This window comes from Hippea alviniae EP5-r (assembly GCF_000420385.1).
Classification (GTDB): Bacteria; Campylobacterota_A; Desulfurellia; order Desulfurellales; family Hippeaceae; genus Hippea; species Hippea alviniae.
In genome coordinates, this window is the sequence record NZ_ATUV01000001.1 from 260,161 (window position 1) to 277,300 (window position 17,140).

At 33.3% G+C, this 17,140-nt stretch carries 13 protein-coding genes, 1 tRNA gene and 1 riboswitch; of the genes, 9 read left to right on the forward strand and 5 right to left on the reverse strand.

The features are described 5' to 3' along the window. Positions 1–494 precede the first annotated feature (494 nt). From G415_RS11025 to G415_RS0101420, 5 genes are all read left to right on the forward strand, one after another. Positions 495–692 (forward strand): ATP-binding protein, encoded by a 198-nt coding sequence (locus G415_RS11025; protein WP_155825415.1) that lies wholly within the window; start codon positions 495–497, stop codon positions 690–692. An 18-nt stretch (positions 693–710) separates the two neighbouring features. Then, complete coding sequence (locus G415_RS0101405; RefSeq protein WP_022669796.1) at positions 711–2,666, forward strand: McrB family protein; 1,956 nt, start codon at positions 711–713, stop codon at positions 2,664–2,666. After that, positions 2,635–3,813, forward strand: coding sequence for an McrC family protein (locus G415_RS09395; protein WP_022669797.1), 1,179 nt, complete (start codon positions 2,635–2,637; stop codon positions 3,811–3,813). Before G415_RS0101405 ends, G415_RS09395 begins: the two co-directional genes overlap by 32 nt. Before the next feature lie 304 nt (positions 3,814–4,117). Then, positions 4,118–4,999 carry a hypothetical protein gene (locus tag G415_RS0101415; RefSeq protein WP_022669798.1) on the forward strand — a complete coding sequence of 294 codons (882 nt, stop codon included), beginning with the start codon at positions 4,118–4,120 and terminating at the stop codon, positions 4,997–4,999. Continuing rightward, positions 4,989–6,155: a hypothetical protein gene (locus G415_RS0101420; protein WP_022669799.1), complete on the forward strand. Its 1,167-nt coding sequence runs from the start codon at positions 4,989–4,991 to the stop codon at positions 6,153–6,155. Before G415_RS0101415 ends, G415_RS0101420 begins: the two co-directional genes overlap by 11 nt. Before the next feature lie 497 nt (positions 6,156–6,652). On the opposite strand, the gene G415_RS0101425 is transcribed toward G415_RS0101420, so the two are convergent. Beyond that, positions 6,653–7,741, reverse strand: coding sequence for a Fic family protein (locus G415_RS0101425; protein ID WP_022669800.1), 1,089 nt, complete (start codon positions 7,739–7,741; stop codon positions 6,653–6,655). A 136-nt stretch (positions 7,742–7,877) separates the two neighbouring features. Further along, positions 7,878–9,065 (reverse strand): tyrosine-type recombinase/integrase, encoded by a 1,188-nt coding sequence (locus G415_RS0101430; RefSeq protein ID WP_022669801.1) that lies wholly within the window; start codon positions 9,063–9,065, stop codon positions 7,878–7,880. Between the two features lie 399 nt (positions 9,066–9,464). On the opposite strand from G415_RS0101430, the gene G415_RS09400 reads away from it, so the two are divergent. Next, on the forward strand, positions 9,465–10,424 hold the full coding sequence (locus G415_RS09400) for an ABC transporter substrate-binding protein (protein ID WP_022669802.1): 960 nt from the start codon (positions 9,465–9,467) through the stop codon (positions 10,422–10,424). Beyond that, entirely contained in the window at positions 10,414–12,354 is a 1,941-nt protein-coding gene (locus tag G415_RS0101445; RefSeq protein WP_022669803.1) for a SpoIIE family protein phosphatase, read from the forward strand. The genes G415_RS09400 and G415_RS0101445 overlap by 11 nt, the downstream gene beginning before the upstream one ends. On the opposite strand, the gene G415_RS0101450 is transcribed toward G415_RS0101445, so the two are convergent. From G415_RS0101450 to G415_RS09405, 3 genes are read right to left on the reverse strand one after another with little or no spacing between them, the layout of a single operon-like run. Then, positions 12,322–13,089 (reverse strand): molybdate ABC transporter permease subunit, encoded by a 768-nt coding sequence (locus G415_RS0101450; RefSeq protein ID WP_022669804.1) that lies wholly within the window; start codon positions 13,087–13,089, stop codon positions 12,322–12,324. The two genes, G415_RS0101445 and G415_RS0101450, sit on opposite strands and share 33 nt — an antisense overlap. Next, positions 13,086–13,841 carry a substrate-binding domain-containing protein gene (locus G415_RS0101455; protein ID WP_022669805.1) on the reverse strand — a complete coding sequence of 252 codons (756 nt, stop codon included), beginning with the start codon at positions 13,839–13,841 and terminating at the stop codon, positions 13,086–13,088. Before G415_RS0101455 ends, G415_RS0101450 begins: the two co-directional genes overlap by 4 nt. Further along, on the reverse strand, positions 13,834–14,895 hold the full coding sequence (locus G415_RS09405) for an ABC transporter ATP-binding protein (protein ID WP_022669806.1): 1,062 nt from the start codon (positions 14,893–14,895) through the stop codon (positions 13,834–13,836). The genes G415_RS0101455 and G415_RS09405 overlap by 8 nt, the downstream gene beginning before the upstream one ends. Positions 14,896–14,954: 59 nt before the next feature. Continuing rightward, a riboswitch (molybdenum cofactor riboswitch) is annotated at positions 14,955–15,074 on the reverse strand. Positions 15,075–15,176: 102 nt separating this feature from the next. On the opposite strand from G415_RS09405, the gene G415_RS0101465 reads away from it, so the two are divergent. Continuing rightward, positions 15,177–15,251 (forward strand) — tRNA-Val (locus G415_RS0101465). Between the two features lie 22 nt (positions 15,252–15,273). Then, positions 15,274–17,136, forward strand: coding sequence for a threonine--tRNA ligase (gene thrS, locus G415_RS0101470; protein ID WP_022669807.1), 1,863 nt, complete (start codon positions 15,274–15,276; stop codon positions 17,134–17,136). The last annotated feature ends 4 nt before the right edge of the window (positions 17,137–17,140 follow it).

Sequence of the window (17,140 nt, forward strand, 5' to 3'; positions counted from 1 at the left end):
TTGTACTACCCCTCTTGTCAAGCATTTTTCAGATTTTGTCTCTAGATAGGTATACACATATTTATCATCCTAAAGAATTAACAGAAAAAGAAAAATTTAAAACAATCTTGTGTCTAACCCTGTGATCAATGGAATAGTGAAACAAACTCAGTTAGCAAAGGAGGTTGTCCCAACATGAACAGATAAATGCTAAACGAGATTCTTTTTATATCCCCTGTTTATCGATTTCTTCCTTTTGTTAAATATAGAAAGTTTTTAGAGTAGACACAAATTTTAAACCCTATATTTAGAAGTTTGGAATATTATAAACTTATCTAAATCGGATTTGACATAAAAAGTGAAGGTAATATAAAACATATAATGAGGGATATTTTCTATGGAGGCTCAAATGAAGTTTATAAATAGCAATAGCATTCATAAAGAAACCGAAAAGCTAATCAAACAGGAGAAAATTCAACCTTGGTCTTATCGTCATAACCCAAAGGCCAGCTCAGGTGAGCAAATATGTTTTATCTCAAGCAGACACTCAAACAATGTTTAGAAAGATGAACTCAGCCGATTTGGTAGAAATCGAAAGCTATGTCGAATTTGCCGGTAGGGATATGATTAAACTTTTACCGTTGCTTCAAACAGACGTGGGAATATCGAGTGGATTGGGTGTGTCATTTTTGATGGTGGTGGAGATAAAGTAAAAAGTGTGGGAGATGTGTATGAATGTAAAAATTGATTTAGAAAGATTCTTGGAATTGTATGAATTTTACAAAAGCAAATACAGGCAGAGATACCCCAAAGGTGATAATGAAACTAGAGAAAAATTAAAGGAGTTTTGGAAGCTATTTGGAGAATTTTCAGATGATGTTTGTCATGAATGTGAATCTGTCGGTAAAGGGCGCTGGCAAATTTCAGGCAGAATACCTAATTATATTTGGAACAGATATAAACCATTTGAAAACAATACACATTTGGTTATTTATGTCACTATTTATAACAATGAAGAAGGTTTGATAATTGGTATAGGCTTAATAGACGATAAGTTAGACGAATTTGAGAAAAAAAATAGTAAAAAAATCTACAATTTTTTAGAGAAAGAATTAAAAATTATACAAAAAACTGATGAATGCAAGAATTACAAATTAGGTTCCAATAAGCATTCATTTAAGGTTCCTATTGAAAGAATAGATGAATTAAATCTGGATTGCATCATAAAAAATTTAAAGGAAATTTATAAAAAAACAATAGAAACATTCTATAGTAACCGCGAAGAAAATCTTGTAGAAATTAATGATAATCAATACAATCAACACATAAATCCTTTAAATCAAATCCTATACGGTCCACCTGGGACAGGGAAGACATATAGCGTAATTGAAAAAAGCTTGCAGATTATTGCAATGAAAGATGAAAAATTGAGGGATTTTTTGAGTCAAAATCCAAGCAGGGAAGAGTTACAGAAAAAGTTTAAAGAATATAGAGACAATGGGCAAATTGAATTTATCACCTTTCATCAAAATTATTCTTATGAAGAGTTTGTGGAAGGATTAAAAGCTAGAACAGATGCAGAAGGAAACATTTTTTATGAAATAGAAAACGGAATATTTAAAGAAATTTGCAATAAGGCAAAGAAAAACTTGGATGTGTCTCAAAGTAAAAAGATGAAAATGTCTTTTGAAGATGTGTTTAAAAGAAAAATTCTTGATAAATTAGAAGAAAGCGAAAAGATAACAATTCCTTTGAAAAGAAAGAATATTTATATATATGAAGTTACAGATAGAAGCGTCAAATTTGAGAAGGAGAGTGGTGATAAAAGCCATACTCTGTCAATAAAAACTTTAAAAGAGATTTATGATTCAGAAGATGTAAAATCAAGAATAACAGGAGGGTTAGAACCATATTATCGAGGATTATTTGATTATTTAAAAGAAGGCTCAGAAATAGAAATCAACGAAGAGTTAGAAAACTTCATCCTAATAATCGACGAGATAAACCGCGGAAATATATCAAAAATCTTTGGCGAGTTGATTACGCTTGTTGAAGAGAGCAAAAGAATTGGAAACGAAGAAGAAACAATCGTAACCTTGCCTTACAGCAAAGAGCCTTTTGGTGTGCCGAAGAATCTTTACATCATAGGAACGATGAATACGGCAGATAGAAGTATTGCTTTGCTTGATACGGCTTTAAGAAGGAGATTTACATTTATCGAAATGATGCCAAAACCCGAACTTTTGAGAGATATAAAAATAGAAGGTGATATTAATTTAGAAAAGCTGCTTAAAACAATAAATGACAGGATTGAGTATCTTTATGATAGAGACCATACAATAGGACATGCATATTTTTTGAGTATTAAAAGTTTTGATGATTTAAAAAATATATTCAGAAATAAAATAATTCCACTTCTTGCAGAGTATTTTTATGATGATTGGAAGAAAATTAGACTTGTTTTGGGAGATAATAGAAAGGAAAATAAAGATTATCGGTTTGTTAAAATTAAAGAACTATCGGCTGAAAATCTTTTTGGAGAAGATATTGATTTTGAGAATGAAGTTTATGAGATAAACGAAAGTGCCTTTGATAAACCTGAAAGTTATAGACAGATATATGAAATAAAAAAAGAAGAAGAAAAACAGGAAAACAATGAAGAATCAACAATTGAAAACGGTAATTGAATACGAAGAGATTAAACCTTCTGAAATTGGCGATCCGTTTAAAGAGTTAGAAGAATTCGCCAAGCAAAATCCGACCGTCTTGAGTTTTACAAGAAACGGCAACTTGAAGTCCCAAAACTATGTAGGAATTATTCAAACAAAATTGGGATTTGTTTTAGAAATTTTGCCCAAAATTTCCGACGAAGAAGATAAAGATAAATCAAAAGCAGTGCTTTTGAGAATGTTAAAAACTTTAAGGGATAGCCCGTTTAGAAATTATCAAATGGCCAACTTAAAAATAGAAAAATTACCGATTTTTGAAATTTTTATTAAGATGTTTTTGGACGAGCTGGGCATTTTAATAAGAAAAGGCATAAAAAATGATTATGTCTTACAAGAAGAGAATCTGCCTTATTTGAAAGGTAAGTTAAAGATATCAGAACACATTATTAAAAATTTAATTCACAAAGAGAAATTTTTTGTGGAATATAATGAATATATGCAAAATAGGGTTGAAAATCAAATCATTAAAACCACACTTCTCTTCCTACAGAAAAAAACTAAAAGGTTTCAAAAACTGATAAGAAAGTATCTGTTTGTGTTTGATGATGTTGACGAAATATATGATGTAAAGTCTGCGTTTGCAAAAATAAGCTTAGATAGAACTATAAAATATTATGAAAATGTGTTAATCTTTTGCAAAATCTTTTTGTTAAATAGATCTTTTTCTCCATATAAGGGCGATAGTGTGGCTTTTGCTTTGCTTTTTGATATGAATAGATTATTTGAAGATTATGTAGGTAGTTATTTCAAGAAGCATTATAAAAACGTAGTGCTCCAACACAGAGAATATCATCTTCTAAGACAGGGAGGCGAAAAATTCTTTAATCTCAGACCTGATATATACATGGAAGACGAAAATATCATACTCGATACGAAATGGAAAATTATTAAGGAAGAGAAAGACATCTCTCAAGATGATTTATATCAGATGTTTACCTATGCCATGAGATACAACAGTCATAAAGTATATTTAATATATCCTAAAATACAAGATTTGAAAATAGACGATTTTGAATTTTGCGGAACAGATAATAAAAAACTTTATATTAGGTTTTTTGATGTTGACGGTGATTTTGAGAGAGAAGATTTAATAAGGCTTAATTAAGAAAAGGGCAAATTATCTCTTTTGCTTAACCTAAAATACTCTGGGTATACACCAATCGGCGACTTAAATAAAAAGCTTACAACGGACCATGCTTAAACTTTTGGTAGGTATTTATGGGTTAATTGGAAATACAGAATACACAAAAAAGTTGACATTTCCTGACATTGCTATGGTTTGTTAAGGCTTAATATTTTAATTAATATTGACTATATTGGAAATCTCAGTGTAAACTATTCTTGTTTACTGAAGTATATGGAGCTTAGGTTTGAGAAATTGAGCAACTGATTTAGGAGGTAAAATAAGAATGAGCATCCCTTCAAAAATAGTATCAGCGGATATAAATTTTAAAGATCCATCTTCAAAACAATATAAACCAATATTAGATGAAGTAATTAATTTAGTTGCAAAAGAAACTAATAAACCAAAAGAAGAAATTGAAAAATTATTTGATAAAATTTATACTAAAGCAAAAAGCAATCCTGGTATTGCATTTCCATTAAGAAGTTCTGTTTTTCAATTAATAGATTTATTACCACCTGATAAAATACCAATTGAAATTTCCTTAGATGAAATCGATAAAGTTTATAATTACATTAGAATTTACATACAAATGTTTAGAAGAATTAGAGACATATTTTCAGGTAAAATTATCAGACCTGTTGTAATATTTGTTCCTAATCCTTTATTAGATGAAAATTCATCCTTCAATTCAGTTACAACTGGTTCTGCATCACCAAATGGAGATTTAATCTTTAATGTGAATTTTATAAAAAAATTGGTTTATATTGCTGAATTAGAGTTAAAATATAAAATCATCAAGATAAAATCGAAAATATTTGAATCTAATGGTGGGAAAATTCAAGATAAATATGTATATGTAGCATTTTTAATAATACATGAATTGTTCCATTTAGTACAATCAGATGTTGAATATTTAGATAAAAGAGCAATTCAATATATTTGTAAAAATAAAGAAAAATATAAAGCAACTAAAAATATTCCAAAAACAAACTGTGAAAATAATCCTCTTACTCTTCAAATTGCAAATCAAATTCAAAATATAGTTGCAGATTATTTTAATAATTATAATATCTGCAGATTAGGACTTCCAGCATTACCAATTGGTTTATTTTCAAATGAAATAAATTTAGAACATATGACTTATGAACAAGCATATGATGTATGATGAAGTGTTAAAAGAAATGGATAATATGACACAAGAACAAATTGATCAAATGATGAATCAACAAGATAATCATATGGATTCAAATGAAAATGTAAGAAATCAACCACAAAATCAACAAGGAACCGAAAAAAAATCATCCGGAGAAAATCAAGGAGAAAATAATAACTCCTTATCTGCGCAAAATACACCGCAAGCAGATGTTTCAGGTAAATTAGACCAAAAAAGAGAAGAAATTCAAATAGATATTGATGAAAGTGCAAAAGATGCAATTACTAAAAAAATGTCAAAAGATGAAATTGAAAGAGCAAAAGAAGAAATGAAAAATCAAAAAAAATTAGATAGGGAAGCATTAAAAAGAATTGCAGATAAAATAAAAAAAGAAATGGAATCTTCTGAAGAAGGTGTTAATTTTGAAAATGTAAGACCAAAATATAATTGGAAAATTCTTTTGAAAAAAATGAAACCTTCTGAAAAGAAAGAAGAAGAAACCTATTCAAGAATTTCAAGGAAATCTGCCGCAAGATTATTGCAGACAAAACAAACGGGAGTGGCATTATTAATAAGACCGGGTACTAAAGAAGAAGATGTTGGGAAAGGGAGTGTGCTATTTATTCTTGATAGAAGTGATTCAATGAGTAATGTTTTTGGAATTATCAATGCTGAGATAAAAAAATTACTTACCAAAGATATGCAAAAATATTTTGATGAATTTTATCTTATTAAATTTGATAATGAATTTAGTTTTTATCAAGTTGATTTTCAAGAAAATAAAATTTTTGAAATTCCACAAATAATGACTTTTATAAAGAAGATGAAATCTAAATGGAATCCTCAAGTATTTACAAAAGCAAATAAAAAACCTTATCCATTAATACATTTCTTTGATGCAACAAATTGGGGTGGTGGAACTGATTTTTCAAAAGAAATGTATGATATAACAACTTTATTTTTAAAAAATGATAGAAATAATGCTATTTTGATTACTGATGAAGATATTTTATGGAAAGAAAATAAAAAGAAAATAAATTCATTAATTGTAAGATATGGTAGAAAACCATTTAAATTTAATATAATACTGAAAGATAGAAGAACATATATAACATTTATTAAAAATTTTAGAGGTTTCAGATATTTGACTTATTTTTTGGAGAATTGAAAAGTTTATAACTGAGACCTTTTGAGAATGAGTTAGAGCAAGAAAGAATAAATGGAATGTAGGCGCAATGGAAGACAAAAAGTAAAAGTTTTAGAAACGGCTCACCTCAAAAAACTGTGTAAACCCTTAAAAAAGCCGTTAGTAAAGATTTTTGCAGTATCCATGCTAGTCCTTTCTTGGCTTATCTATACCAACAAATATATGCTATTAAGCCTATGAATCAAGTTAATATTAGTGTGTGACGATATGACGATTGTGACGGTATGTTTTATGATTTATTTTAACAGGTAATAAACTTGAGAAAATGCTTAGTTTCGTGAGAACAAACTAATTCAGATATCCCATATTTAACCCTTTTTATTCAAGCGGAATTGACTTTCTGGCAAACGAATTTGGATTTCTTGTTTTTTCTGAATAACTGGGTTATTTTTAAGCCAATGCACTAATATTTCTGTTTTTAGTGCACATTTCTAAAACATGCACTGACTTAGTGCATGTTATTGACTCTTAAGTATCTCAAAAAGTCTACTGTTAATAAAAATCTTTTCTTTGCCAACCTTCTCACTTTTAACTATGCCAATTTTTTCAAGTTCTTTTAAGTATCTGGCAGCTATATTTCTTGATGCTATCTTATTGTCAACAAGCATAGAGATTTTTGTATATACATTGGAATATAAAATCTCGACAAGTTCTTTTGAATATATCTTGGGTATCTGAGATTTTATCTTTTCTGAAGTCTCGTTCATAGCTTCCACAATCTTTTTGCTTAAATTCAGCGTTCTAAAAGATGTCTCTTCTATAGCCTTCAGCATAAAGACAACCCACTCTTCCCATTCGTTTTTGTAGGTAACATTTCTCAACAATCTGTAATATTCGCTTTTATGTTCTGTTAAATACCCACTCAAGTATAAAAAGGGTTCGCTTAAAAGGTTTTTTAACACTAAATATAAAACATTTATAATCCTGCCTGTTCTGCCATTTGCATCATAGAATGGCTGAATTGCCTCAAACTGATAATGTATTAATGCGAGTTTGGTTAAAGGGTCGAATCCATCTTCGTCAGAGTTTATAAACTCTTCCAAGTTCTTTAAAAGATTCAAAATAATCTCTTCTCTATCTGGTGGTGTATAGTACACTTCATTTGTTTTATCGTTGATAAGCTTTGTTCCAGGGAGTTTTCTAATGCCGGCGCTATTGCCTTCTATCTCTTTCTGAATTTCTATAATGATATTCGTGGTTAACAGCCAATGCTTTTTAATCAAGTTATACCCTTTGTAAATGGCTTTTCTGTAGTTGATTACTTCTTTAACTTCAGGTTTTGTGATATTTTTCCTCAAAATAAGGGATTTATAAAGTTCATCGTGAGTTGTTATTATATTTTCAATCTCAGAGCTGTCTTTGGCTTCCTTTATCGTTATTGAGCTTAATATTATATCCTTGTTAGGCAAAAGCTCTGAATAACCTTTTAACTCAGCCAAAGCTTTATGTGTTTTTATTAACTGTTTTAAAATTACATCAGTTTCTGAAAAATCCTTAGGTGGCAGGAAAGGTAAATTATTAAAAGGCTTATTGGGGTCAGGTTTCATTGCTTTTTAACTCCAAACCTTTGACATAAATTCAAACATACAGTTTTTATTCTTAGCTTTAAAATGCTATACCATTTTACGCAAGAAATCTATCTTATAATTGTAAGTAGTAGCTGTAATGCTTATTTTTCATGTTTTAGCTACTTTTATTTGATTTTATTTTGTCTTCTGTTTTGGAATTTAAATCTCTGCTTACATTTTCAAGGTCTTCTACGGCTTTCCTTTTTATATCCGGTATAAGGTGAGAGTAGCGCTCTGTCATAGCTAAGGTTTTGTGTCCCATAAGCTCTTTAATTGTATAGATAGGTGTTCCTTTTATGGCAAGCCAGGAAGCAAAAGTGTGCCTAAGGGTGTGGAAAACAACTCTATCTTTTCTATCAACTACATTATCATTCAACCCTAAAGCATTGACTGCTCTAAAGAATGAGTGTGATATTTTGGTTATCTTTTCACCCTTGGAGCTTTTAAATACAAGGCCACTCTCTTCTTTTAAGTCTCTCTTTTTATCAAGCAGCATTTCTTTAACGCCATCTGTCATATATGCAACCCTGTCGGTTTTGTTTTTAGAGTTTTTTATGTATATTATCCCATTATCAAAATCTATATCTTCCCACTTGAGATTGAATATCTCACCTGCTCTCATGCCAGTGTATAGGCTCAAATACGCCATTTCGTAGGTCTGTTTGCTATGTTTCTTTAGCTCTTCAAGCAAATTGCCTGCTTCTTCAGGTGATAAAAATCTAATTCTTTTATTGTCTTCTTTTGGTTTTTTAACCTTAGTTGCTGGGTTTATCCCTGAATATATTCCCCAGTTTATTGCCATATTGAATGCCTGTCTGACAACAGCTAAAGCATACTCTATTGTTCTTGGAGCTTTACCTTCTTCTTTCATTTCTTTTTTTACTTTCTCAAGGTCAAAGGGAGATATATCCTTCAGAGTTTTTTCTCCTATAATTGGCTTAATCCATGCGTTGTATAACTGATACTCCCTTTGATAGCTTGAGCTGTTTTTGTTGTCTTTAGAGTAGGGCAGATACTTCTCACTCATAAACTCATCAAATGTAATTTTTTGTTTTTTCTTCTTTTGGATAGGTATTACTTCTTCTCCAAGTCTTATATTTCTTAGCCTTTCGTTTCTTATCTCAAAGGCATATTTGGCAGTTATACCTTCGCTTTCCCATCCTATTTTCTCCCTTATGCGCTTACCAGAAGGATCAACATATCTGATGTAGTAACACCTATCTGGTTTTCCGTTAAATCTTCTCTCACTGCTTTCGTAATATGTCACTCCAGGATACTTCTTCATGCTAAAAAATTTAGCCATAACTCCTCCTTTTTATTAATAAAACAACAAATCCGTGTGCCATGATTAGTCCACTATTAGTCCATAAATGTGGAAAAATTAGAGATTTTAAGGGAAATCCAAGGAACATTGAAATCTTCATAATTACTTATATAACAAGGAAAAATGAAAGTCAAGGAAAAGTGGGGAAGAGAGCAGAAATAGTGCGGAAGGGACTGAAAATCCCTGTGTCGGCGGTTCGATTCCGTCTCTCGGCACCATTTTTCTTTTTGTGGGATACAAGGATAGAGTTTTGTAATTAGCTTTATTTTTTATTTTCAAGGATAGATAAAAAGGGATTTTGCTCTTTCTTTAGGCATTCGTTGAAAATTTACTGCTTGGATATTGATAAAATCAAAACGAAAATGATATAATTTAAAAGTGAAATCAAAGATTGTGTGGGGCATTATTATATTATTTTTTTTCGGGTTTTGGCAAACTGCTTTTTCTGAGAGAGTTTTTACTTTTATTCCACAGTGGCGTCCACAGGCACAGTTTGCAGGATTTTATGTTGCTTACGATAAGGGCTTTTATAAAAAATATGGTATAGATGTTAAATTTTTATCAGGTGGGCCTGATGCACCTTCTGAAGAGTATCTAAAAGAAGGTAAAGCTGATTTTGCCACAATGTGGCTTTCGACAGCAATAAAACTTAAAGCCAACGGTGTTGACCTTGTAAATATAGCTCAAATCTTTCAACGCTCATCGCTTGTTTTGGTTGCATGGAAAAACAAGGTTAAATCAATAAGAGATTTAAATGGAAAAAAGATAGGCGTATGGGGCTCATCCTTTATGGTCCCTTTTAGAGCATTTCTAAACAAATACAAGATAAAGTGTAAGATAGTTCCAAAAATGAGCTCTATAAACCTGTTTTTGATGGGCGGTGTAGATGCTGCAACTGCCATGTGGTATAACGAATACAACGAGATTATAAACTCAGGAGTTCAACCAGACCAGCTGACGATTTTTATGTTTTACAAGTATGGTTTAAATTTTCCTGAAGATGGCATATATGTGTTGAGAAAGACTTATGATAGATACCCTACGCAGTGCAGGGCTTTTGTAAAGGCAAGTATAGAAGGATGGCTGTATGCGTTTAAGCATCCAGAAGAAGCAGTGAGAATAGTAATGAAATATATGTTTAAAGCTCATGTTCCAACAAATAGAGCTCATCAAGAGTGGATGTTAAAAAGTGTGAAAAAAGCATTCTTTTATGGTGGTAAGATAGGGATTTTAAATAAAAAAGAGTATGAGTTTGTGGCAAAGACTTTAAAGAGACAGGGTTTAATAGATAAAATTCCGCCTTTCGACTCGTTTTATAAAGGCTGTTATGGGAAATAAAAGCATTGCGTTTAAATTTGCATCTTACATTATAGCTACAACATCTCTAATTCTTGCGTTAATGTTTACATATAGCTATATCTATTCGACAAGAATAATAAAGGAAAAAATAGAAGAGAATGCTAAAAACTTGACTCAATCCGTTGTAAACAAAATAGATGCCATTCTGCTTCCTATTCAAAAGATTCCAAGCTCTCTTGCCATATTTCTTGAAAACTCTGATTTGTCGGAGAAAGAGTTATTAAAGCTTATAAAAGAGACGGTTGAAAACAATCCAGACATATACGGATGCACGGTTGCATTTGAGCCGTATAAATTCGATAGAGCAAAGCTCTATTTTGCACCATACTACTACAGGTCGGGCAATAAAATAAAGTTCAAATATGTAGGAAGCAGCTCTTACAGGTACTTTTACTGGGATTGGTATCAAATACCCAAAGAGCTCGGTAAAGCCGTGTGGAGTGAACCATACTATGGCAAGGGTAGTCAAAGTATAATGTCAACATATTCCGTTCCCTTTTATAAGGTTGAAAATGGGAAAAAGATTTTTATGGGTGTTGTTGCAGTTGATGTATCGTTGGATTGGCTAAAAAAGATGATATCTTCAATAAAAATAGGAGAGAGTGGCTATGCTTTTTTAATCTCAAAATACGGAAGGTTCATAACCTATCCAAAAAAGAGATTCATAATGAACGAAACAATCTTCACAGTGGCAGAAGAATACAACAATCCCCATATCAGAAAAATCGGAATGATGATGATACACGGCAAAACTGGTCTCGTTCTTACAAAAAGCATCTTAACAGGCAAAGAGTGTTGGCTCTCTTTTGCTCCAATCTCATCAAACGGCTGGTCAGTGGGAGTCATGTTCCCAAAACAAGAGCTCCTTTTGCCTATAAAAAAGCTCAACATAAACCTTCTGCTTCTTGGTGTATTTGGCTTTGGAATGCTGGTTATGTTAATCTTTATAATATCCCGCTCAATAACAAAACCCATCGTGGCTTTAGGTGAAATAACAAAAGATGTATCAAAAGGCAGGCTCGACATAGAGATTCCATACACACATTTAAAAGACGAAATCGGCGGGCTTGCAAAATCCTTCGAACAGATGAAAAAATCCTTAAAGCTCTATATAGAAAACTTAAAAGAAACAACAGCCGCAAAAGAAAGAATAGAAAGCGAGCTCGACATAGCCTCAAAAATACAGTCAAGCATGTTGCCATGCTCATTCCTTCCAGACATAAAAGAGTTCGACATATACGCTGTGATGAAACCAGCAAGAAAGGTTGGTGGTGATTTTTATGATTTTTTCTTTGTGGAAAAGAATAAACTCTGTTTTCTTATAGGCGATGTATCGGGTAAAGGCGTTCCTGCTTCTTTGTTTATGGCAATAATAAGGTATCTAATAAAAACGGATGCGTTAAGAGGGCTCTCACCAGCAGAAACCTTAACCCGAGTAAACAGAATCATAGCTCAAGATAACGAAAGGTGTATGTTTGCGACTGTTTTTATGGGTATTTTAAATACCGAAAATGGCGAAATAGAGTTTGCCAACGCAGGGCATTTGCCACCTGTTGTATGCTATTCTGAATCTACGGGTTTTATTAAAGTTAAAAACGGATTTGTTGTTGGAGTGATGAAAGAAGCACACTTTGAGAACCAGTCGATTAAGCTTAACAAGAACGACACAATCTTTTTATATACAGATGGCGTAACAGAAGCGATAAATAAGAACAGTGAGCAGTTTGGTAAAGATAGATTGATTAAAGCTTTGTCTGAAAATTGCTCCAAAGATACTCAAGGGATGGTAAAAGATATATTAAACAGAATAAACGAATTTGCTCAAGGTGTGAATCAATACGATGATATAACGATGCTTGCTTTGAAGTATATAGGTTTAGTCGATAAACCATCTCCTTCTAAAGAGTGATTTTATAACTATAACGGCTACAAAAGATACTACCACGATTAAAATACTTGCTGCGAGTCCTTCGTTAAAGTTGCCTTCTGTCATTTTAAGATAAATGTTTATCGGTATGTTTGCCGTCTTGTAAGCTATACCGCCACCAACCATTAATGTTGCTCCGAATTCACCTAAGCTTCTAAGCCATGTTAACATTAGCCCAGACATAATACTGCTAAAGGCGAGCTTGAAAGTTGTGTCGTAAAAGGAAGAGAAGTTTGAAGCGCCAAGAGTCATAGCAATTCTTTCGTATGTTGGTGGTATGAGTTCAAAGGCATTTTTTGATGCTTTAACACTGAATGGAAAAGCGACGAAGAATTGAGCTATAGTTGCACCAGCCGTTGTAAATATAAAAGAGTAAAAGGATTTAATGAATGGTGCGTTGAAGAGTGTAAGAAGTAAGGTTCCAACGATTAAAGGCGGAATTATAAGTGGTATATCAAAAAACGAGTCCAATATGCGAGAAAACATGCTGTTGCTTCTTGCTAAAAAGAAGCCAGAAGGTATGCCGAAAACAGCAGAGAGCATTGTCGCCATTGAAGAAGTTTTCAATCCAAACCATACTGCACTTAGAAATTCTCCATCGCCAAACAGCGCAACAATATCTTTTGGATTAACCTTAATAAAACCATAAGCAATTATGCTTACAAGAAACAGTGTTAGAATTATGGTAAAAACAAAGGATATCTGCGTCAATCTCATTGCAAGATTACCTTGTATCCGTATTTTTCAAATACATATAAATGTTTCAAGATGAAGTTAAATAGCTCATCTTTTGCCTTTTTGTTTTTGCCAAACACCATCTCTGCAAGATAAGCCGTTTTTATCTTGTTGTATTCTGAAGGTATGTTTACATATTTGATATGGTTTACTTTGGCTGTTGCCCTAAACAGTATGCCTGCATCGACGATACCCATCTTTATGTAGTTGATGATTTGAGATATATTGACTGCTTCTATTTTTACATTCTGTTTCATCCTTTCTCTTAAATTCTCTGGTAATCTGTTCAATATAAACAGATATGTTTTTCCTAATGCCATAGTCTTTGGGTTTCCTGCTGCTATTTTTATGTCGTTTTTAAACAGGTCATAAAATGTGTGTATTTTGTCTTTGGCTTTTTCTGATACTCCGAATACAGGGATGAGCTTTAAAAATTTCTTATATTTAACCACGAGCCCTTTTGATTTTGCAATCTGAAAGAATTTAGGGTCCATGCAACCATAGACATCGCCTTTGTTTGAGAGTATCATCTGCTGAAGGACTTGTCCTGTCCCGCCAGCTATGACGATAACCTTGTTTTTGCGTGTTTTGTTAAACATGTCTGCTATCTCGAGCGTTGGTTTTTTAACTGCAGCACCTGTAAACCAGTAAAGTGTCTCGGCTAAAGCTGATGTTTTAGCTATTAAAAAGGTAAAAAGTAAAACAGTTAGGATTTTTAGAGTTTGTTTAAGCATCGTTAAACCTCCTGCAGAAGATTAGGGAATCTTTTTTTAAAGATACCGTTATAGAATCACCCTTTTTTAATTTCATCTTATCCAAGACATGTGGCGGTATGTTAATTTTTATTTTAAAGCCGTTTTCTGTTTTTGTGGTAAGGTTTATGTATCGGCCCCTGAAATTGATTTTTTCTATAATGACATCAATTCTGTTTTCTTTGTTGCTTGTATCTATATCCTTTCTTAAAATCATTACATTTTCTGGTTTTATGCAACAGAACTCTGCTTTTTTAATTGGATTGCATACAAGTTTAAGGTTGTTTTCAAGTCTTACGGTTGAGCTGTCTATTCTTTTGATTTTCCATATGTTTGAAAAGTCCAATAGCTCTGCCGTATCAATGAATAAAGGCTCATTAAAGATTTTGTTCTTTTTTCCATACTCTATAACTTTTCCATCTTTTATAACCACCACTTCGTCGCCAAAGACGAATGCTTCTTCGGAATCGTGAGTTACGAATAGAACAGGGATTGAGAAACTATCGGCTATTTCAGAAACGAGCTCTCTTAACTCTTCTCTTGTAGGTTTATCAAGTGCACTGAATGGTTCGTCAAGCAGAAGCAGGTTTGGTTTTGCAATTAACGCTCGCGCTAAAGCAGTTCTCTGTTTTTGACCACCAGAGATTTGGTAAGGATATTTGTTTAAACAGTCAAAAATTCCAAACTTTTTAGCAATCTGTTCGATACCAATTTCGTCTTTAATTTTGCGTTTTTTTAATCCATACTCTATGTTTTCCCTTATGCTCATGTTTGGAAATAGTGTATATTCTTGCGGCAGATAACCGACACTTCTTGCCTGAATAGACAGAGAAATCTTATCTTTTTTTGAGAAAAAGGTTTTGTTGTTTATTATGATATGACCATCATCCGGGTCGTAAAATCCTGCTATCATTTTAAGCAGCGATGATTTGCCGCTTCCAGATGCTCCAAAGATGATATTTTTGAAAGCTTTTAGCTCAAACTTTAACGATAGATTAAAATTCCCAAGTCTCTTTTTGATGTTGATAGAAATCACTTTTTCTCCTTTGATGGTTTTAGTCTGGATATGTTAGTGATTTTTAAGAAGAAGGCGAGATATACATAATCAGCACTCCTTTCCAATCACGGGAGGCATAAGCGTTTCCACTTATACCCTATCGGCCTTTAGCCGTAGCTTCTTGCCTTAGGCCAAAAGGCTCGGAGATTTTTTACAATTATTACAAGTTTTTGAGCGTAAGTAAAGGTATTTATGCTTCTATATTCTCTTGACAAAGAAAGACTAAAATGATAACAAAAAGCCAGATTTTTGGATGATGTGGGCGCATAGCTCAGGGGGAGAGCGCTTGCTTGACGCGCAAGAGGTCAGTGGTTCGAAACCACTTGCGCCCACCATTTTTTATTTTTGGAGAAAATAATGAAAATAGAAAAAGGCACCAATCTTTTGGAGTATGTTAAAAAGAATAAATTAAAGGATATTATTGCGGCTAAAATAGACGGCAAGATAATAGACCTTGATAGTACGCTTGATGAAGATAAAGAAGTTGAGTTTATAAGTGTAAATTCCGAAGAGGGCCTTGAGATTTTGAGACACTCTGCAGCTCATATAATGGCTCAGGCTGTCCAGCATGTTTTCGGTAATGCCAAGTTTGCCATAGGTCCTGCAATTGAAAACGGCTTTTATTACGATATGGATGTGGGCAGGACTATAACCGATGAAGATTTGAAGAAGATAGAAAAAGAGATGAAAAAGATAGTCGGTGCGAATTACAAGTTTGAGCGCACCGAGATGCCAAAGGAAGAAGCGATTAAGCTCTTTGAAGAGAAGGGCGATGAGTATAAAGTTGAGATTTTGAAGGATATAGATGAAGATGTTGTGAGCCTGTATCAGCAGGGCGATTTTGTTGATTTATGTAGAGGCCCACACATACCTTCAACGGGTTATCTTAAACACTTTAAGCTTCTGAGTGTTGCGGGTGCTTATTTTAAGGGTGATGAGACTCGCCCAATGCTTCAGCGCATTTATGGTGCGGCTTTTGCAACAAAAGAAGATTTGGACAAGTATCTTAAGTTTTTGGAAGAAGTCAAAAAAAGAGACCACAGAAAGCTGGGTAGACAGCTCGATTTATTCAGTATAAACGATGAAGTCGGACCCGGACTTATCATATGGCATCCAAAAGGTGCTATGCTCAGGTATCTAATAGAGGAGTTTGAAAGAAAAGAGCATCTAAAGAGAGGTTATGAGTTTGTCAAAGGTCCTGAGATATTGAGAACGGAGCTATGGAAGAGAAGCGGCCATTTTGACCATTACAGAGAGAATATGTATTTTACCGAGATAGACGGGCAGAGCTTTGGCATAAAGCCGATGAACTGTCTGGGGCATATTCAGGTTTACAAGTCGAAAAAGAGAAGCTATAGAGAGTTGCCAAAGCGTTATTTTGAACTTGGCGTTGTTCATAGACACGAAAAGAGCGGTGTATTGCACGGGCTTTTAAGAGTTAGGGAGTTTACACAGGATGATGCCCATATCTTCTGCAGGCCTGACCAGTTGAACGATGAGATAATAGGCGTTCTTGAGTTTGTTCAAGATGTTATGGATATATTTGGTTTTGAGTATGAGCTTGAGATTTCAACAAGGCCTGAGAACTCCATAGGAACGGATGAGCAGTGGGAGCTTGCAACCAATGCTTTGATAAATGCACTTGAGAATACAGGAAGAAAGTATGAGATAAACGAAGGCGATGGTGCGTTTTATGGGCCTAAGATTGATGTTAAGCTGAAAGATGCCATAGGGAGAAAGTGGCAGTGTGCAACGATTCAGTGTGATTTTACATTGCCTGAAAGGTTTGAGTTGACATATATAGATGAAGATGGCAAAGAGAAGCAACCCGTTATGGTGCATAGGGTTATTTTAGGCTCGATTGAGCGCTTTATTGCTATTCTGATTGAGAATTATGAAGGTGATTTTCCACTCTGGATTGCACCAGTGCAGGGCAGGATAATACCAGTTTCAGAGAAGCATCTTGACTATGCACATAGGCTTTATGAAGAACTGAAGGATAAAGGATTTAGGATTGAGCTTGAAGAGAGAAATGAAACTGTTGGTAAGAAGATAAGGTTTGCAGAAACGGAGAAGATTCCTTATGCTTTGATTGTTGGAGATAAGGAAGTTGAAAGCAACACGGTCTCTGTAAGGAGAAGAAAAGAAGGCGATCTGGGCTGTATGGATATAGATTCGCTTGTAGAGAAATGGAATAAGGAAATAGCAGACAGGAGGTGATGCT